The sequence below is a fragment of the Glaciimonas sp. CA11.2 genome (assembly GCF_034314045.1).
Taxonomy (GTDB): Bacteria; Pseudomonadota; Gammaproteobacteria; order Burkholderiales; family Burkholderiaceae_D; genus Glaciimonas.
The window spans coordinates 3791694-3809749 of sequence record NZ_JAVIWL010000001.1 but is presented as its reverse complement, the minus strand read 5'-3'; the positions used below and the strand labels follow the sequence as shown (position 1 = coordinate 3809749).

Sequence of the window (18056 nt, the reverse complement as noted above, 5' to 3'; positions counted from 1 at the left end):
GTCCGTTAATGAAGTTTAATATCGCGGTTTTCCGAGCTAAGCGCTGAAGTGTAGCTGAAAAGTCAGATTCGTTTTTAGCAAGAGGCGAACTGCAATTCAGGCTAGCAATTGATGGACGAAAAAAACAGCGTTTTGGGCAGTCATTTTCTTACGGGCGGGATTTATGTCATTTTTTCGGTCGTCTTTTTAGGCTATGCGCATTAGCTACTCTTTGCATGGCAACCGGCTGTTGACAGCGAAATATGAAACAAAAAAAGAGCCACGAGTTGGATCTCGTGGCTCTCTGTTTTAACGATTGAACGATTTCGACGAGATCAGTTTATCGACTCCGTTTCCTGCAATGCGCTCAGGATTTAAGACACCTTATTAAAAATCAGTTCACTATCCTTAACGTTGATGTGAATACTATCTTTAGGCCCAAATTTCCCTTCCAATATGAGCTTGGACAGCGGGTTTTCAATTTGCTGCTGAATGGCGCGCTTTAGTGGTCGAGCGCCATATATCGGATCGAATCCCGCTTCCGCGATTTTTTGTAAAGCACTCTCGGAAATATCAAGTTGCATATCCAACTTGCCAAGCCTTTGCTCCAAAATTTTCAGTTGAATCTTGGCGATGGCACCGATATTTTTTTCATCAAGGCCATGGAAGACCACAATTTCATCGATGCGATTAATGAACTCAGGACGGAAGTGATTCCTGACTTCACCCATAACTTCCAATTTCACCTCTGCCGGATCGCTACCCTCCATGGCCTGAATGCGATGTGATCCCAAATTTGACGTCATCACAATCACCGTATTTTTGAAATCGACTGTGCGACCCTGACCATCGGTCATGCGCCCATCATCCAGCACCTGCAACAAAACGTTAAAAACGTCGGGATGCGCTTTCTCAATTTCGTCCAGCAAAATCACGCTGTACGGTTTGCGACGCACCGCCTCGGTCAAATAGCCGCCCTCTTCGTAACCCACATAGCCCGGCGGCGCACCGATTAAACGCGAGACCGAATGCTTCTCCATAAATTCGCTCATGTCGATACGGATCATCGCATCCTGCGTATCAAACAAAAAACCAGCCAGCGCCTTGCACAGCTCGGTTTTTCCGACGCCGGTTGGCCCCAAAAACATGAAGGAACCATAAGGCCGATCCGGATCGCTGAGTCCCGCCCGTGAACGACGGATCGCATCCGATACAGCGACGATGGCCTCATCCTGGCCCACCACGCGGCGATGCAATTCATCCTCCATCTTCAGCAGTTTTTCTCGTTCGCCCTGCATCATCTTGGAGACCGGAATACCGGTAGATCGCGAAACGATTTCTGCAATTTCTTCGGCGCCAACCTGCGTCCGTACCAAACGCGGTTTAGCGCCTGAATCAGGGTGCGCCTCTGCAAATGCATCCTGCCTCTGCTGCACTTCCAGCGCCTTCTCAAGCTCATTCATCTTGCCGTATTTCAACTCGGAAACTTTTTGCCAATCGCTATTACGCGTCGCCTCATCAATTTGCAGGCGCAACTTCTCAATCTCTTCCTTCAGATGCTGGCTACCAAGGGCGCTGGCTTTTTCGGATTTCCAGATTTCTTCCAGGTCCGCATATTCTCGCCCCAATTTTTCGATTTCTTGTTCGATCAAACTCAAGCGCTTTTGAGAAGCTTCATCTTTTTCTTTTTTTACTGCCTCGCGCTCGATCTTAAGCTGAATCAAACGACGGTCAAGTTTGTCCATGACCTCCGGTTTGGAGTCAATTTCGATCTTGATCTTGGCTGCCGCTTCGTCGATCAGATCGATAGCCTTGTCCGGCAAAAATCGATCCGTAATATAACGATGCGACAATTCAGCCGCAGCAACGATTGCTGGGTCGGTGATTTGCACGCCATGATGAACTTCATACTTTTCTTGCAAACCGCGCAAGATCGCAATCGTCGCCTCCACGGACGGCTCATCCACCAGAATTTTCTGAAAACGACGTTCCAGCGCAGCATCTTTTTCAATATATTTGCGATACTCGTCCAGCGTCGTCGCGCCGACACAATGCAGCTCGCCCCGCGCCAATGCGGGTTTCAGCATATTGCCAGCGTCCATCGCCCCTTCTGCTTTGCCAGCGCCAACCATGGTGTGGAGTTCATCGATAAAAACAATTGTCTGCCCCTCGTCGAGCGCGATTTCTTTCAACACTGCTTTTAGACGCTCTTCGAATTCACCACGGAATTTTGCGCCCGCCAGCAACGAAGCCATATCCAGCGACAATACACGCTTGGATTTCAGACTATCCGGCACTTCGCCATTGACGATGCGTTGTGCCAATCCTTCGACGATGGCAGTTTTACCGACGCCCGGCTCGCCTATCAATACTGGATTGTTTTTGCTACGGCGTTGCAAAACCTGAATCGCCCGACGGATTTCATCATCACGACCAATCACGGGATCAAGCTTGCCCTGACGTGCACGTTCAGTCAGATCAAGTGTGTATTTTTTTAACGCTTCGCGCTGACCATCGCCATCTTGCGAGGCCACATTATCGCCACCGCGCACGGCGCTGATCGCCGCCGCAAGGGCCTTACGCGTCAGTCCGTGCTCGCGCGCCAATTTACCGGCGTCCGATTTATCATCGAGCAATCCAAGCAGCAGCATTTCACTAGCGATAAATTGATCGCCATGCTTTTGCGCTTCCTTATCTGCCAGATTCAGCAAGCCGAGTAATTCACGACCAATCTGGACTTCACCGCCGTTGCCTGAAACCTTTGGTAACCGCTCCAACGCGGCCTTTAATCCGCTTGACAGCGCGGCAACATTCACCCCTGCGCGTTGCAATAGCGAACGAGCGCTACCGTCATCTTGATTAAGCAACGCAATCAGGACATGAATCGGGTCTATATATTGATTATCATTTCCGACTGCCTGGCTTTGGGCATCCGAAATTGCTTCCTGCAGTTTTGTGGTGAGTTTATCGAAACGCATGGTTCCCTCCAAAATGTCCGCTACATAGAGTCTATTACATCATCTAGACAGAAAATTGGGGCTCCACGATGCTTTTCAAGCATGCTGATAAAGTATAGTTGCCAAATATTAAATTTTAAATTTTTTATCGGCACTTATTATTGCTTAGCGTAATTAAGTACTATTTAGCATTACTTACGCATTTTTAGCGCCATTTTTGTAGAGCGGAGTCATCACTCTCGCGTGCATCAACCCATCGCTCGCCTTCAGGCGTCCGTTCTTTTTTCCAGAGCGGCGCTTCGGTTTTCAGATAATCAATGATGAATTCGCAAGCGGCGAAAGCCTCTCCGCGATGCGACGAAGCAACCGCCACCAGCACGATCTGATCCATAGGCAATAGCGGTCCGACGCGATGAATGACCAACGCGTCAACAAACTCCCAGCGCATTCGGGCTTGCTCCACTATTGCCGTCAATGCGTTTTCAGTCATACCGGGATAATGCTCAAGCGTCATCTCTGCGACAGCGCTGCCAGCGTTGATATCGCGCACTGCCCCGACAAAACTGACGACCGCACCAATTTTTGGATTGCTCTGCCGCAATGCCAGCAATTCTGCAGAGAGATCAAAATCAGCGGTTTGAATACGTATAGACATAGTGCGAACCTGAACGGTGATCCTTTTAAATAGTTTACATGCGATCCAACGCAACCAATACAGCCGAATTACTTAGGGCTATGCTTCACAGTCGCCAACAAGGCACCGGCCCCGATAAAAACACATCCTGAGACCCGATTGAACAGGCGGGCGCGCCCTTGCGCACGCAACCACGGTGCGGCCCGTACGGCAAAGCTGGAATAAAACGTCAGACCAGCCAATTCGCAGCAAATAAAGGTCAAACCCAAAATCAGGAATTGCGGCACTTGTGGTGCTTGCGGATTCAAAAATTGAGGGAATAGCGCGGTAAAAAACAGAAGCGCTTTGGGATTACTAGCGCCCACCAAAAAACCATTTAAATATAAGCGCAATAGCAATCGTGGCGAAGTTGTTTTGACTTCAGCATTGTCACTTTCGACCTCAAAGTTTGATTGGCGCGAGCGAAAGGCTTTTACACCTACATAAATTAAATACGCGGCACCACACCACTTGATAATCAAGAATATTTTTTCTGAGGTCGCTAAGGCAGCACCCAATCCAAAAGCAGACACGGTCATCACCAGACAAACCGCTGTCAAGCTACCAAATGCGCCAAACAGCGCCCGGCGCACGCCAAAATTAACCGCATTCGTGACGCAATTAAGGACCGTTGGGCCGGGCGTCGCTACCAAAACGGCCACAGCAGCAAGATAAAAAAGCCACGCTTGAAGTTGCATACGATCCTTACCAAATCAGATTGAAAAAATACCACGCGCCAAGGACAAGATTGATAGTATGCCTTTGGCCAACCTTATTTTACGCAAAATACTACGGCTAAAAAAGACATGAGCTGACGCCATCCTGTTGCTTTTAATTGTTTTTCAATCAATCAACAACCATTCTTTAGCCACTACTCATCTTCTACTTATCCACTACTTAACCGCCGGTCACGGGCGGGAAAAACGCCACTTCACAATCCTCAGTCAACGGCTGATCAGCGGTCGTCATGATTTGATTGTAAGCCATCCGCAACGCCTTGCCATCTCCCAAAATATCTTCCCACACCCCGCCTCGCGCGCGTAAATAAACACGGACATCGCCGACCGTATGCACGGTTTCTTCTGGCACATCGATCGTCTCTTGCGTCAGGTTTAAGGCTTCACGCACACTGGCAAAAAAACGTAATTGAATCTTCATGGCATTTTCCAACTTGATAATCGAGCGTGACCTGCTTGCACGCAAGGTCGTTGATTTAAATAACAAAGGTAAATCAAGGTTATTCCTCTAGCGCAGTAACGCCGAAAATGGGTAAAAACGCACGACATCGCCAACGGCAATGGTCTCTCCAGCGGGATTATCCACCAGACCATCGCCCCAGACAGTCGACGTCAGCACACCCGAACCTTGATGCGGAAATAGATCAAGACCACCGCTTGCATTGAATTTTACGCGTAAAAATTCCTGGCGACGATCAGCCTTTGTCCAGGCAAAATCTGCGCGCATCGCGTAGGTCTCCGGCGCTACGTTATTGCAACCTTGCAAACGTAAGATGAAAGGTCGAACAAACAATAAAAATGTGACGAAACTGGATACTGGATTACCAGGCAAACCCATAAAAAACGCAGTGCCAACACGGTCGTCACCGATCCGGTTGATCTCACCAAAAGCCAATGGCTTGCCAGGTTTCATCGCGATTTGCCACATATTTAGTTGGCCTTCCGCTTCTACCGCTGGTTTAACGTGGTCTTCTTCTCCAACGGATACGCCGCCAGATGTAATAATCAGATCATGCTTTTCTGCAGCCAGACGTAATGTGTCACGGGTCACCGCGAGCGAATCGGGAACTATGCCGTAGTCGGTGAGTTCGCATCCCAAATTTTCCAGTAGCCCGCGCAACACGAAGCGATTTGAATTGTAGATTGCACCGGCTTTTAACGTCTCGCCGGGCATCGCCAATTCGTCACCGGTAAAAAACACCGCGACCCGTAATTTACGTAAGACTGGTAAATGTGCCAATCCGACCGATGCCGCTAATCCAAGATGTTGTGCTTGCAGTCGTGTACCCATTGGAAGAATTTCTTTGCCAGCCTGAATGTCTTCGCCTGCGCGACGTATCCATTCACCAGACTTGGGTGCGTGATTGATTATCACTGCATCGCCGTCTGTGGTGCACATTTCCTGCATCACGACCGCGTTGGCACCGGCAGGAATCATCGCGCCGGTAAATATCCTTGCGGCGGTGCCGGGCTGTAACGGTTGCCCAACGTGTCCTGCCGGGATGCGTTGCGATACTGGCAATCGTGCAGCGCCACTCACGCAATCTTCTGCGCGTACTGCGTAGCCGTCCATTTGGGTGTTGTCGGCTGGGGGGACGTTTAGTTGTGACGTTTGTGCACTTGCCAGGATGCGACCGTTGGCCGATAGCGTTGGGGTGATCTCTATGTCGGTTATTGGTTTTGCGGCGGTTAGTAGGAGATCTAGTGCAGCCGTTACGGTGAGCATTGGTGGTTTTTGCATCTAGTGTTGATCCGTTAATTTGGTTTTTGGATTATTTATTTTAGGTTGGGTTGATTGGGTGGGGCGGATGCAGTTCAGTTCAGTTCAGTTCAGTTCAGTTCAGTTCAGTTCAGTTCAGTTCAGTTCAGTTCAGTTCAGTTCAGTCGTCGTTAAATAATAAATTTTCTACTCCGTGGACGCTTGTCGGGGGTGGCCCGACAGCCAGTTACTTTTTCTTGCTTCGCCAAGAAAACGTAACCAAAAAGAAGGCGACCGCAACTGACGCTGCCCTGCGGGTTCCCAAGCATTTCAGCCGCCAGTCGGGTTGAAAGACCAACTCGCTACGCTCAAACATGTCTTCCAACAATTCCCGACTGACAGCTGAAATACTTGGCAGCGTCCATGACGGAGTACGTCAACTTCAACAGCAACTTCAAGAACAACGTCAAAGGTGGCTGCGCCTGCAACGTCAAGAACAACGTCAAAGGTGGCTGCGCCTGCAACTTCAAGAACAACGTCAAAGGTGGCTGCACCTGCAACTTCAAGAACAACGTCAAAGGTGGCTGCACCTGCAACTTCAAGAACAACGTCAAAGGTGACTGCGCCTGCAACTTCAAGAACAACGTCAAAGGTGGCTGCACCTGCAACTTCAAGAACAACGTCAAAGGTGGCTGCGCCTGCAACTTCAAGAACAACGTCAAAGGTGGCTGCGCCTGCAACTTCAAGAACAACGTCAAAGGTGGCTGCGCCTGCAACGTCAAAGGTGGCTACGCCTGCAGGTCAAAAACTACTATGTCATTAGAGTCAAAGCCAACTTCGTTTATCAATACTTACTACGACAAACCGTTTACCACCAAGGCTGCGGCTTTTGACGTTGACGTACTCCGTCATGGACGCTGCCAAGTATTTCAGCTGTCAGTCGGGAATTGTTGGAAGACATGTTTGAGCGTAGCGAGTTGGTCTTTCAACCCGACTGGCGGCTGAAATGCTTGGGAACCCGCAGGGCAGCGTCAGTTGCGGTCGCCTTCTTTTTGGTTACGTTTTCTTGGCGGGGGGCGCCGAGCCAAGCAAGAAAAAGTGACTGGCTGTCGGGCCACCCCCGACAAAGCCCCCACGGAGCAGTAACCGTATTAAGTAACGACGTCCAAACCCAAGCCCAAACTCAACCAAACCAAACCAAACCAAACCAAACCAAACATTCATTTACAACCCCGTATGCCCAGCAATATACCCCTTAACCACCCCAACATCCGCCGCCATCACATCAAACCGCTGCGGCAGCGCCTCAATATTCTCAAACCCATCAGGCCGCTCTGCATCTCGCCCCAAAGCCTCACGAATCGTTTCATTAAATTTCGCTGGCAACGCAGTCTCCAACACAATCATCGTCACACCCGGCGTCATGTAATCGCGTGCGACTTTCACGCCATCCGCAGTATGCGTATCAATAGTAATCCCATACCGCTTCTCAACATCTCGAATCGTATCCAAACGATCCTGATGCGTCGACTTGCCTGACTGGAAACCATACTCGGCAATTTTACGGAACTCATCGCCATCACTACCGGGATTGCCCGACAAATCAAAGCCACCCTGCGTCTCAACTTTATGAAACAACGCACTCAGACGCGCATGATCGCGACCCAGCAAATCATACACAAAACGTTCAAAATTCGACGCTTTGCTGATATCCATGCTCGGGCTGCTGGTGTGGTACGTTTCGGCTGATTTGCGAACGCGGTAAATACCGGTGCGGAAAAACTCGTCCAACACATCATTCTCATTGGTCGCAGCCACCAACTTATCAATTGGCAACCCCATCATGCGCGCAATATGTCCGGCGCAGATATTACCAAAATTACCTGAAGGCACGGTGAATGACACTTTTTGGTCGTTGCTGGTCGTGGCGCTCAAATAACCACGGAAGTAGTACACCACCTGCGCGACGACGCGTGCCCAGTTGATCGAATTAACGGTGCCGATTTTTTGCGCTGCTTTGAACGCGTGATCGTTAGACACGGCTTTGACCATATCCTGACAATCATCGAATACACCTTCGACTGCGATATTAAAAATATTCGGATCTTGCAGGCTAAACATTTGCGCAGACTGAAATGCGCTCATCTTTTTATGTGGTGACAGCATAAACACGCGGATGCCCTTTTTGCCACGCATTGCGTACTCAGCCGCGCTACCCGTATCACCCGACGTCGCGCCAAAAATATTCAACGCCGCATCGTCCTTGGCCAAGGTGTATTCAAACAGGTTACCCAGCAACTGCATCGCCATATCCTTGAACGCCAGCGTCGGTCCATTGGATAGCGCTTGCAGAACAAGTTTGCAGCCGTCGGTTTCTTCCAACACGCGCAAAGGCGTGATTTCTTCAGCATTTTCACCTGCACGACCGTTGCGATAGACCGCACCGGTATAGGTTTTATGCGTCAACGCCTTCAAATCCGCTTCCGGAATATCAGTCGCAAATTTCCGCAGCACCTCAAAAGCGAGGTCCGCGTATGACAATGTGCGCCAATGATTGAGCTCGGCAGCGCTCACCTGCGGATATTCTGCGGGCAAATATAGCCCACCGTCCGGTGCAAGACCGCCCAGCAAAATGTGCGAAAAAGATTGTGCCGTAGCGTGGCCGCGCGTGGAAACGTATTGCATAGGGTCTATGTAGTTGTATGTGCTAGCAAAAAATGCAGAGGGAGATTGGATGGCTAAGCGCATTAACAAGCCCCTTAACCAAATCCTCATCGATTGGGCAGTATTATAGCTGCCGATTAGGCATCACCGCTGAATCGCGCTTGAATTGACAATTGCTAACTATAATCACCGCTCAGGAGAATTAATAGCACTACGATACCGAATTTGGTCATCCCAATAGCCAAGAGAGCAACAATATCCGAGCATCGCCGATGCGTATAAGTAAGAAAGTAGACTACTGATCAAATTACGCTCTGAAATGTAAAAAAGATGCCGAAGCATCTTTTTTTGACTTACGTTACAACTAAGCCTGTTAGCGGCAGGAAGCTGGAGCGTACTTAGCCAGCAATGTCCCAGCAGTAACAGTCAGCATGTTTTGAGCTGTTGCTGTTGCTTGAGTCGCAGATGCGCAACCCCAGTCAAGCGCGCCAGTCGTTCCCGCAGCTTGCGCTGCAGCCAGCTTGACTGAAGCACCGGCAGCGGCTGTGCGGACATATGGTCCCAATACAATCGTATTCGCTGCCGCACCCACACCCACTGATGCAGCATTATAAACAATCGTGATCTCTCCATTTGCAGCAATCTGAACCGAATTAACGTATTTGCTGTTCGCACCAGTAGCACCTGCTTGCGCATTCCAAGTTGCCCTTGCGGTCACCAGATCAGCGGCGGATGTTGCACCTTCGGTTGCAATGGCGAGCTTGGCACTTTCGGCCAATGCCAAACCTTCAGTAACCCGTGTACGGACGATGTAATCTTGATAAGCTGGCAATGCAATCGCAGCCAAAATACCGATAATCGCAACAACGATCATCAACTCAATCAGCGTGAAACCTTTTTGTGCTTTAGTCGACAAGCGACGAATAGACATATTCATGTAGTAAACTCCCTCTAGATTCAGTTGAACTTCTACAGACGATAGAGCATGGACCGTGCCAGCTCTGCTTTTCTGCTAACCGCCCTAGTAAAGGCCAAGGACAAGCGCGTTTTTTACTACGTAAGTATCGACAAAATTCGTCTGTTTCATCATTTTACATGACCAAAACCGTCACTTGACCCGTGCTTTCATTCATAAAGATGGTAATTGCCTGATTCGCCACATAAATTGACAAGCGATTACATTCATAGCTTTTCGTCGGAAGAAAGTCTTGGACAAAAAATCAATTCCATTCAGGCTAGATGCTTTTACATTTCTCAAAAGAAAAATTTGCGCACTATCCACGGGTTTACTACGTTTTTGCCACATTTATAACGCGCACTCCACACTATCCTCCCTGCAACACGTCATCTGCACTGATACAATGCTGCTCTATCAGCAAGCCATGCACTCAGGCGTTGATGCCTTATTTGATCTCACTTTGATCTCACGTCTGCGCACAATGGCAAGCCACCCTTTTTTACGAATAAGTTGACCGCTATGACGCCGCCACTGTTACCTCTATCGCCGAACGAACACCTGAACGTAGCTGCCATGCCCGACGAACACCCAATGTCTGGAAGCTTATTTATGGTGGTCGCCCCGTCTGGTGCGGGCAAATCGACGCTGGTAAATGCGTTGCTGGCGCAAGAGCCCGCGATTAAGCTGTCGATTTCTTATACGACCCGACCGCCACGCACTAAAGAGAAAAACGGACGAGAATATCATTTCACTTCAGTGGAAGACTTCCGAGCGCGTCATAAGCAAGGTGAGTTTCTGGAATGGGCCGAAGTGCATGGCAACTATTACGGCACTTCCCGCCTGGCGATTGCCGAACAAATGCAAGCCGGAACGGACGTTTTGCTAGAAATCGACTGGCAAGGCGCGCAACAGGTTAAAAAGCAATTTCCCCACGTTGTTGGTATTTTTATCTTGCCGCCGTCCATCGCTGCGTTGGAAGATCGTCTCAAAAAACGCGGACAGGACGAGCCACAGGTGATAACCCGCAGAATTCTGGCCGCTGGCGGGGAAATCGCGCATGCGCCTGAGTCCGAATATGTTATTATCAACCAAGAATTTGCTTCTGCTTTGTCGGAACTAACTGCTATTGTCAAAGCGACACGATGTCGCTTCGCGCAACAAGCAGTTCGTAACGCATCCTTATTTGCGCAACTTGGCATTCATGCCAACCTAAGTTGACACCACGTTAATCTTGACGACAACGACGCTAAAACGGCGTTGATGCAAGAGCGACAATGACCCTGTTTTTTCGGAGAACATATGGCCCGCATTACCATTGAAGATTGCATCAAGCACATCCCTAACCGTTTTCAATTGACTCTTTCCGCAACATACCGCGCACGTCAGCTTTTACAAGGTCACACACCTAAGGTTGATGCGAAAGACAAGCCAACTGTTATTGCCCTGCGTGAAATCGCTGCTGGCAAAGTTGGTATCGAAATGCTTAAGAAAGTGCCGGGTTAATCGTCCACGTACTGCGGCTGGTGTATAAATAGTATGAACCTGACTCCTCCAGATTCGACCTTACCATCAGCCGCTCCTGTAAAACGAGCTGTATTGCCTCGTGCTGTCAAAACTGCACCAACTGAAACATCCACTGATCAGCCAATGTCCAAAATCGGCGTTGCATCGATCACCCACCTGACTACCAAACTCGCTGAATACCTTAGCCCTTCCGAATTAAAGAAGGTCAAGGAAGCGTATCGCTTTTCAGATGAAATGCATCTGGGGCAGATGCGTAAATCAGGTGAACCCTACATTTCGCATCCAATTGCCGTCGCCGAAATTTGCGCCGATTGGAAGCTTGACGCGCAAGCGATCATGGCTGCACTTCTGCACGATGTAATGGAAGACCAGGACGTCAAAAAAGATGAGTTGATCGAACGCTTTGGCGCGCCGGTGGCTAGTCTGGTCGATGGTCTTTCCAAACTCGATAAAATTGAATTTCAAAGCCAAATCGAAGCACAAGCGGAAAATTTCCGCAAAATGTTATTGGCGATGGCGCGGGATGTCCGCGTAATTCTGATCAAGCTGGCGGATCGTCTGCACAATATGCGCACGCTCGGTGTCATGGTTCCAGAGAAAAAACGCCGTATCGCGCGCGAGACGATGGAAGTGTATGTACCGATTGCGCATCGGCTTGGTCTGAACAATATTTATCGCGAGTTGCAAGAACTGTCGTTTTCACATTTACACCCGCTGCGCCACCGCACGCTACAGAAAGCAGTCCGCGCAGCACGCGGAAATCGACGCGAAGTTGTCAGCAAAATTCTTGATTCGGTCAATACCACCTTGCTTGCTACGGGTATTCCGACGCAAATAGATGGCCGCGAAAAAACGCTTTACGGCATCTATCGCAAAATGCGGAATAAGCATCTGTCATTTTCCCAAGTGTTAGACGTGTACGGTTTCCGGATTGTCGTTGATACGTTCGCCAATTGCTACGTCGCGCTGGGTACATTGCACGCGCTGTACAAGCCGATGCCCGGCAAATTCAAGGATTACATTGCGATCCCTAAACTCAACGGTTATCAGTCGCTGCACACAACGCTGATTGGCCCTTACGGAACGCCGGTTGAGTTTCAGATCAGAACGCAAGATATGCATCGCGTGGCGGAGTCCGGCGTTGCTGCGCATTGGTTATACAAAGATGAAGATGGCGATTTAAGCGAGTTACAGCAACGTACGCATGCGTGGTTGCAGTCGCTGCTCGACATCCAGAAACAAACCGGCGACTCAGCTGAGTTTCTGGAACACGTCAAAGTCGACCTGTTCCCTGATTCTGTTTACGTGTTTACGCCAAAGTCGAAGATCATCGCATTGCCACGCGGCGCCACTGCACTCGATTTTGCCTATACGATTCATACCGACGTGGGCGATCAGACCGTTGCCGCCAAGATCAATCATGAACCCGCTCCGCTACGTTCAGAACTGCACAATGGCGATATCGTCGAAATCATCACCTCCAGCAGTTCACGCCCGAGTCCTAACTGGCTCAGCTTTGTTCGTACTGGCAAAGCGCGATCCGCGATCCGTCATCATCTGCGTACCAGCAATTTAAATGAGTCGATTGATCTCGGTAAGCGCCTGTTATCGCAAGCGCTGGCAACACTCAATCTGAACCCCGCCTTGGCGCCAGTCGTGGTTGAACGACTGCTCAACGAATCCAGCGCGAATTCAATGGAAGAGATTTATGCCGATATCGGGGTCGGCAAACGCATGGCAGCTCTGGTCGCTCGGCACATCATGGGATTGCTGGAAAACCAGCCAATTTCGTTGCCGTTATTAGACATGGAAGGCTTAGCGATACCGCTCAAAGCCGAACCGGTGGTCATCACTGGCAGCGAAGGTGTATCGATTCAATTATCGGCTTGTTGCCTGCCTATTCCGGGTGACATGCTCATCGGCCAACTCAAGCGCGATCAGGGCTTGGTAGTACATACCGAAGATTGCAATGTAGCGAAACGTCAACGCAGTAAAGATCCAGAGCGATGGATTGAAGTACGTTGGGCGCATGACTTAAACCGACGTTTTGATTGTCGCGTAAAAGTACTGGTACATAACGGCAAAGGGATTTTGGCAAGAGTCGCGGCTGACATCGGTGAGTCCGACGCCAACATCACATACGTCAATATGGATGACGATAAAGATTTACTGATGACGCAACTGGTCTTTACTATCCAGATCGAAGACCGCGTTCATCTGGCGCGTCTGATGCGCAACGTCCGTAGAATTCATGGCGTTACCCGCATTTTACGGGATCGAAGTTAACTCCGTCGACATGCTTTTTAGAGCAACGTGTTGACGCTAACACCCGCTATTCATTTTCTACTAATCTGAATTGCCGCGATCTGACGCTACTGCAACGACTCCTTGAATCGTGCCGGCAACGCCAGCTCCACGAAATCAATCCCTTCCTCTGCCAATTCTTCTCGCTGAGTGGGGCTGGCGACTCCCCGTATCGCATGACTGGGAACTTCATTGTAATGAATACGCCGCGCCTCTTCTGTAAAGCGCTCACCAACATCTTCGGTATTTTTTAACATGTAGCGTGCCATTTCAAACAATGCTGATTCCTGCCTGATCGCCAAATCGCTGCGCGTATCTTGCGCTTTCGCTGATGTTGATGTCGATGCCGATGCCGAGGATGATGCCGATGTTGAAGCCGTGGCGTGAGAGAGATTCAGATGTGGAGCTGATGGCAATTTATGCACCTGCGGACTGTCACAAGTCGGGCAGGTAATCAAATGACGATCAGATTGCGATAGAAAATCTTCCTCTGAAGAAAACCATCCTTCAAAGCGATGCTGCTGTTCGCAACCCAAATTATAAACTTTCATTGCTCTTACACACCCATACAGAAAAGTGATTGCTTCTTGCTTAATTGCGTTTTGCCGACAATATTAATACCGTATATGATTATATGCTACCCGTGCGTAATTTCTTTCTCGCACCATCGTCACTGTTGCTTTAGGCGCTTTTTTGCGTCTTTTTTATAACTTCTTCTATTTTTTATCGTGCAGCCCTGATTCTCTACTAAACGTGCCCACCATCGTCATGAGCTTAAGACGATTCCTACAAAACGATTTCAACTTTTAGCGCCGTTTAGCTGCAACTCACCCCATCAACGCATTCCAGAATAAAACGCGTCAACAGGCTATCAGATTGGCTAATGCCCGGGGAACAAGGCAGAAGGATCAATCGGTTTGCCATCACGACGGATTTCAAAGTATAGCTTAACGGTACTACTATCCGATTTGCCCATTTCAGCGATCTTCTGACCTCTGGTGACCATCTGGCCTTCTTTAATAAGAATAGTCTTATTATGCGCGTACACGGACAACAGGTTGCCGGTATGCTTTATGATCAGCAAATTACCATAACCACGAATCCCTGCTCCCGCATACATTACCTTGCCACTTGCCGCTGCCAGAATTGGCTGCCCGCTTGTTCCTGCAATTTCAATTCCTTTTTTCTTCGACGAAAAGCTGCTTGTTTTTGCCCCTTCTGTTGGCCACAGCCAATCAATTTTGCTTTCCTCACCGCTTCCAGATGGTGGCACTGACGTCGGTGCGGGCGCCTTACCAACACGATCAGTATTTTTTACGCCAGCATCCGCAGTTGCGCCAGGCGGTGCGACCCGAAGCACTTGTCCTACTTCGATACCGTTTGCATTTTCCAGCTTATTCCAGGAAGCGATACTGCGATGATCTTGTCCAAACTTGCGGCCGATGGCGTACAACGTATCACCCTTTTGTACTGTGTAATATCCTGGCCCGCTCGGCGTGGATGCGCCGGTCTGACCGCCGCCGGTTGTGCTGCATGCCGCAAGCATGACGATCAGGATTGCTAGTATTACCAAACGAATTTTTTGCATTCTCATTCCATTTCACGGATTCGCGAGTTCAGAATCCGATAGGAATAACCTCATTCCTACCATTACCCTGCGCCCCATCGATTAGACCGATACTTGACCTCGAATATGCGGCTTCGTTCATTTAGTTGGGCCAATCGATTGCCGTAAAGTGACCTGATGCATCCCTGCGCCGACTATTCCGAGGGCGAAATGCGCGCCGACGAATCCATGCCCTGCCTGACCGAACATGCACGCTCAAGTGAATTGGCCGTCAGATCCGGAGAGACCGAATAGACTCGTCCATCTTCCTTGCAGTAAGCTTCAACAGAGAGCGTCGCGGCAGACTTCGGGGTCGCAAAAGGTTTTATTATCGCGTTTAGCAAAAGTCCGCTGAAGCCCATCAATACAATGGTCCCCATTTGCCAAATCCACTTGCGGCGCTCCCACTCGCGGTCTTTTGCAGAGGCTGCGTCATCCATTTTTGGGATCTGTTGATCGGCCAACTGTCCCGCGCATATTTTCACTTCGGACGATGCGCTTCCCCCAACCATATCCACGCCAATGACCGCTCCGTTTGTCCCACCCTGGTGGCAGCTGTCGACATCGTTTGTCGCATTGCCTTTAGTTTTTATAACACCCATATCCGCCTTATAGCCCTCGACCCAATTGTTATTAATAAAACTTGATCACTCTTCTAGCGCCGTGATTACACCATCCAAAAAACCATTCAAACTCGGATTGTCGGTACTGCTACGCAATTCGAGTGCAAGTTCGTTCAAGTCGGCTAAAGCGGTAAAAAGCTGCGCCTTGCGTTCAGGCTTGAGTGATAGCCCGACTTCGTAGCCGATATCGCGGCAGACGCCAACGAATTCTGGATTCAAACTATCTGTCGGCATATCTGGAATAGGTGCAGGTGTGTTAGCGTCGGTCATGCGCGTTCCTTCTATAAAGCGGGGAGTTTAGCAAACTGAAGACTGCATAGGGTAGTTTGCTCGTGGCTTTTCGTACGAAATGAATGTATTTACGTACTAACCGCATGGTAAATAAGCAATCCACCTGACGCCACCCTGAAATTGTTGTGCAGTAGCAAAAAAATTGAAAACAAAAAAATGACAAATCATGTTGATGCGTCAAATACTTAATTAACAATTAACCTTATCAATCCGAATGACCTATATATAGGCAAAAATATACGCGTTTTATATGCCCGTGCTACGATTCGACTCCACGGTAGAGGTACCGTAAAAATAGCCCAAATAAGGAGTCCACATGAGTAATCGTAGAATATTTTTGAAAAACTTATCTCATATAGCAGCAGCATCTGCAATAGGCCTCTCTCTCAATGCACGTGCGCAAGCAGCAAAAGTCGATGACAAAGATCCGCAAGCGGTGGCTCTGGGTTACAACCATGACTCGACTAAAGTTGACAAAGTTAAATATCCGAATCACTTGCCAGCCCAGCAATGCAACAATTGCCAATTATTTCAAGGTAAAGCTAGCGATGCAACGGGTGGATGCCCACTTTTTGCTGGCAAAGTAGTAGCAGCAAATGGTTGGTGTAGCGCTTATTCAAAAAAGGCGTAGTCAAGATTGTTCTGACTTACGTTTGATGTCGCAATACCAAGCCCAGCTAGCACGCTGGGCTTTTGCTTTTATAAAGAGAGTGCTCGCCTGTTAGTTGCACCAAGGTGCGACCAAAAAAAAGTCCGTCGACACATATTTTTCTGAAAGAAGTAAAATAATATTGCGCCCTTTGTAAAAGAGCGCCAGAAATTTATTCAAATCTGCTATTGTTACTATGGATATTCAATCCGCGACCAACAGGAGACTCCCATGGATTTGGTAGATAAATTTGACGCCAAAGGCGCATCCGGCAGCAGTTATCACGTGCACGTGTATCACGATCCGATTACCGCAGCGACAACCAGCGGTGAAATCAACGAGTTACCAGGCCCCAAAAGCTATCAATTGTCTGACGGGCGACACCTGCATCAATTATCAGAAACGAAATTTGAAATCGTTCACACTAACGAAAGAATATTCCGAATTTGATGGTGAGCAAACGCATCTCTGACAGGCGTTTAATCCAACTTTTGATCAACGATAACGCTCTTTCAATACGCACCCAATTTGTGTTTGAGAACCGTCTGGGTTACCTCTGACCAAACAAACAAGCCCGCATATTATCTGTGCGGGCTCGTTCCTTGAAACACTTACAAGCGATGCAGATGCATCGCTTTTGCTTTTTTACAATCTAGACATCTCTGTCAGCCCGTTCCGATCATTGACGCTACTATTGAATACTATTCGATAGTATGCGTTACCTTAAGGTATAAAAACTCCTCAGAATAGAGGAAATCAAACATCGGCAATTGATTGGGGGCTAGTTGTCGTTTAGTATAAAAAAGCCGTAGCAGAGCAAATAATTCCCACTCCTGCGGATATCACGGAACCCCAAATCAACCAGCGCTTTCTGGTCAGCACGGTAATTGCCGCCAACGCCACCGCAATTTGAATGAACGTCATCCCAAGTGCCAATCGCTCATGCGGCCTCAGCTTTGCTTCCGACTCCTCACCAAGTTTGCGTGACTCTGCCTGAAGGCTCTCCGCTTCGATTTTAATAGCTGCTTTCTGGCGATCCTGTTTATCGCGATCTGCCAGATAACGGGCTTTCAATTCTGGATTTTCTGTCAGTGTGGCAACTGCTTCGTCCAGATGGCTTTTAGTCGACTTTGATTGATAGAAAGCCCACTGATCACTAGCCTCAGCCTGCTTCAGGATGCTTTGATTCTTTAAAAACATCGCTTCGTTTTGCGCCGCACCACTTTGATAACTCACCAGCGCGCCGATGGTCGCCAAAATGGCTGTCATCAGGGCGACTTTTTGCGCCAAACCATCACGTTCTTTTTCTACAGCCTCTTCAATTGCGTGCTCATGAGGACTTGGCACTTCGTATTCTTCTTCCATTATTTTCTCTGAGGGTAGACTAAAAAT

General features: G+C 48.9%; 18 protein-coding genes. 6 read left to right on the top strand and 12 right to left on the bottom strand.

Annotation, left to right across the window (positions count from 1 at the left end; all coding sequences use genetic code 11):
* Positions 1-353: 353 nt before the first annotated feature.
* From clpB to glp, 5 genes are all read right to left on the bottom strand, one after another.
* Positions 354-2957 carry an ATP-dependent chaperone ClpB gene (gene clpB / locus RGU75_RS16495; protein ID WP_322237806.1) on the bottom strand — a complete coding sequence of 868 codons (2604 nt, stop codon included), beginning with the start codon at positions 2955-2957 and terminating at the stop codon, positions 354-356.
* Positions 2958-3141: 184 nt separating this feature from the next.
* The gene (gene moaE / locus RGU75_RS16490) at positions 3142-3591 is read right to left on the bottom strand and encodes a molybdopterin synthase catalytic subunit MoaE (protein ID WP_322237805.1); all 450 of its coding nucleotides are present in this window, start codon (positions 3589-3591) and stop codon (positions 3142-3144) included.
* 68 nt (positions 3592-3659) lie between these two features.
* Positions 3660-4307 carry a LysE family translocator gene (locus RGU75_RS16485; protein WP_322237804.1) on the bottom strand — a complete coding sequence of 216 codons (648 nt, stop codon included), beginning with the start codon at positions 4305-4307 and terminating at the stop codon, positions 3660-3662.
* A 199-nt stretch (positions 4308-4506) separates the two neighbouring features.
* Positions 4507-4767, bottom strand: coding sequence for a molybdopterin converting factor subunit 1 (gene moaD, locus RGU75_RS16480; protein ID WP_322237803.1), 261 nt, complete (start codon positions 4765-4767; stop codon positions 4507-4509).
* Between the two features lie 87 nt (positions 4768-4854).
* Positions 4855-6087 (bottom strand): gephyrin-like molybdotransferase Glp, encoded by a 1233-nt coding sequence (gene glp, locus RGU75_RS16475; RefSeq protein ID WP_322237802.1) that lies wholly within the window; start codon positions 6085-6087, stop codon positions 4855-4857.
* Between the two features lie 381 nt (positions 6088-6468).
* Here glp and RGU75_RS16470 point away from each other — a divergent pair, with 381 nt between their 5' ends.
* Positions 6469-7050 (top strand): hypothetical protein, encoded by a 582-nt coding sequence (locus tag RGU75_RS16470; protein WP_322237801.1) that lies wholly within the window; start codon positions 6469-6471, stop codon positions 7048-7050.
* 219 nt (positions 7051-7269) lie between these two features.
* Here RGU75_RS16470 and thrC read toward each other — a convergent pair whose 3' ends face one another.
* Positions 7270-8730, bottom strand: coding sequence for a threonine synthase (gene thrC, locus RGU75_RS16465; protein WP_322237800.1), 1461 nt, complete (start codon positions 8728-8730; stop codon positions 7270-7272).
* Positions 8731-9082: 352 nt separating this feature from the next.
* Positions 9083-9640, bottom strand: coding sequence for a pilin (locus tag RGU75_RS16460; protein ID WP_416186877.1), 558 nt, complete (start codon positions 9638-9640; stop codon positions 9083-9085).
* A gap of 600 nt (positions 9641-10240) precedes the next feature.
* Here RGU75_RS16460 and gmk point away from each other — a divergent pair.
* From gmk to RGU75_RS16445, 3 genes are all read left to right on the top strand, one after another.
* The gene (gene gmk, locus RGU75_RS16455; RefSeq protein WP_322240589.1) at positions 10241-10885 is read left to right on the top strand and encodes a guanylate kinase; all 645 of its coding nucleotides are present in this window, start codon (positions 10241-10243) and stop codon (positions 10883-10885) included.
* Positions 10886-10966: 81 nt separating this feature from the next.
* The gene (gene rpoZ / locus RGU75_RS16450) at positions 10967-11170 is read left to right on the top strand and encodes a DNA-directed RNA polymerase subunit omega (protein ID WP_168052254.1); all 204 of its coding nucleotides are present in this window, start codon (positions 10967-10969) and stop codon (positions 11168-11170) included.
* Positions 11171-11203: 33 nt separating this feature from the next.
* Entirely contained in the window at positions 11204-13477 is a 2274-nt protein-coding gene (locus RGU75_RS16445; protein ID WP_322237798.1) for a bifunctional (p)ppGpp synthetase/guanosine-3',5'-bis(diphosphate) 3'-pyrophosphohydrolase, read from the top strand.
* 86 nt (positions 13478-13563) lie between these two features.
* On the opposite strand, the gene RGU75_RS16440 is transcribed toward RGU75_RS16445, so the two are convergent.
* The 4 genes from RGU75_RS16440 to RGU75_RS16425 form a co-directional block, all read right to left on the bottom strand.
* Entirely contained in the window at positions 13564-14046 is a 483-nt protein-coding gene (locus RGU75_RS16440) for a DUF1178 family protein (RefSeq protein ID WP_322237796.1), read from the bottom strand.
* Between the two features lie 329 nt (positions 14047-14375).
* The gene (locus RGU75_RS16435) at positions 14376-15083 is read right to left on the bottom strand and encodes a peptidoglycan DD-metalloendopeptidase family protein (protein ID WP_322237795.1); all 708 of its coding nucleotides are present in this window, start codon (positions 15081-15083) and stop codon (positions 14376-14378) included.
* Between the two features lie 173 nt (positions 15084-15256).
* A complete protein-coding gene (locus RGU75_RS16430; RefSeq protein WP_322237794.1) occupies positions 15257-15703 on the bottom strand; it encodes a hypothetical protein in 447 nt (148 codons plus the stop codon).
* 45 nt (positions 15704-15748) lie between these two features.
* The gene (locus RGU75_RS16425; protein ID WP_322237792.1) at positions 15749-15994 is read right to left on the bottom strand and encodes a hypothetical protein; all 246 of its coding nucleotides are present in this window, start codon (positions 15992-15994) and stop codon (positions 15749-15751) included.
* Positions 15995-16331: 337 nt separating this feature from the next.
* Between RGU75_RS16425 and RGU75_RS16420 the strand changes: the two genes are divergently transcribed.
* Positions 16332-16646: a high-potential iron-sulfur protein gene (locus tag RGU75_RS16420; RefSeq protein WP_322237791.1), complete on the top strand. Its 315-nt coding sequence runs from the start codon at positions 16332-16334 to the stop codon at positions 16644-16646.
* Between the two features lie 249 nt (positions 16647-16895).
* Positions 16896-17114: a hypothetical protein gene (locus RGU75_RS16415; protein ID WP_322237790.1), complete on the top strand. Its 219-nt coding sequence runs from the start codon at positions 16896-16898 to the stop codon at positions 17112-17114.
* Between the two features lie 342 nt (positions 17115-17456).
* On the opposite strand, the gene RGU75_RS16410 is transcribed toward RGU75_RS16415, so the two are convergent.
* Entirely contained in the window at positions 17457-18029 is a 573-nt protein-coding gene (locus tag RGU75_RS16410) for a DUF4337 domain-containing protein (RefSeq protein WP_322237789.1), read from the bottom strand.
* Positions 18030-18056 lie beyond the last annotated feature (27 nt).

Coding starts and splice junctions, on each gene's coding strand:
- clpB (WP_322237806.1), bottom strand. CDS start 2,957: ATGCGTTTCGATAAACTCACCACAAAACTGCAGGAAGCAATTTCGGAT.
- moaE (WP_322237805.1), bottom strand. CDS start 3,591: ATGTCTATACGTATTCAAACCGCTGATTTTGATCTCTCTGCAGAATTG.
- RGU75_RS16485 (WP_322237804.1), bottom strand. CDS start 4,307: ATGCAACTTCAAGCGTGGCTTTTTTATCTTGCTGCTGTGGCCGTTTTG.
- moaD (WP_322237803.1), bottom strand. CDS start 4,767: ATGAAGATTCAATTACGTTTTTTTGCCAGTGTGCGTGAAGCCTTAAAC.
- glp (WP_322237802.1), bottom strand. CDS start 6,087: ATGCAAAAACCACCAATGCTCACCGTAACGGCTGCACTAGATCTCCTA.
- RGU75_RS16470 (WP_322237801.1), top strand. CDS start 6,469: ATGACGGAGTACGTCAACTTCAACAGCAACTTCAAGAACAACGTCAAA.
- thrC (WP_322237800.1), bottom strand. CDS start 8,730: ATGCAATACGTTTCCACGCGCGGCCACGCTACGGCACAATCTTTTTCG.
- RGU75_RS16460 (WP_416186877.1), bottom strand. CDS start 9,640: ATGTCTATTCGTCGCTTGTCGACTAAAGCACAAAAAGGTTTCACGCTG.
- gmk (WP_322240589.1), top strand. CDS start 10,241: ATGCCCGACGAACACCCAATGTCTGGAAGCTTATTTATGGTGGTCGCC.
- rpoZ (WP_168052254.1), top strand. CDS start 10,967: ATGGCCCGCATTACCATTGAAGATTGCATCAAGCACATCCCTAACCGT.
- RGU75_RS16445 (WP_322237798.1), top strand. CDS start 11,204: ATGAACCTGACTCCTCCAGATTCGACCTTACCATCAGCCGCTCCTGTA.
- RGU75_RS16440 (WP_322237796.1), bottom strand. CDS start 14,046: ATGAAAGTTTATAATTTGGGTTGCGAACAGCAGCATCGCTTTGAAGGA.
- RGU75_RS16435 (WP_322237795.1), bottom strand. CDS start 15,083: ATGCAAAAAATTCGTTTGGTAATACTAGCAATCCTGATCGTCATGCTT.
- RGU75_RS16430 (WP_322237794.1), bottom strand. CDS start 15,703: ATGGGTGTTATAAAAACTAAAGGCAATGCGACAAACGATGTCGACAGC.
- RGU75_RS16425 (WP_322237792.1), bottom strand. CDS start 15,994: ATGACCGACGCTAACACACCTGCACCTATTCCAGATATGCCGACAGAT.
- RGU75_RS16420 (WP_322237791.1), top strand. CDS start 16,332: ATGAGTAATCGTAGAATATTTTTGAAAAACTTATCTCATATAGCAGCA.
- RGU75_RS16415 (WP_322237790.1), top strand. CDS start 16,896: ATGGATTTGGTAGATAAATTTGACGCCAAAGGCGCATCCGGCAGCAGT.
- RGU75_RS16410 (WP_322237789.1), bottom strand. CDS start 18,029: ATGGAAGAAGAATACGAAGTGCCAAGTCCTCATGAGCACGCAATTGAA.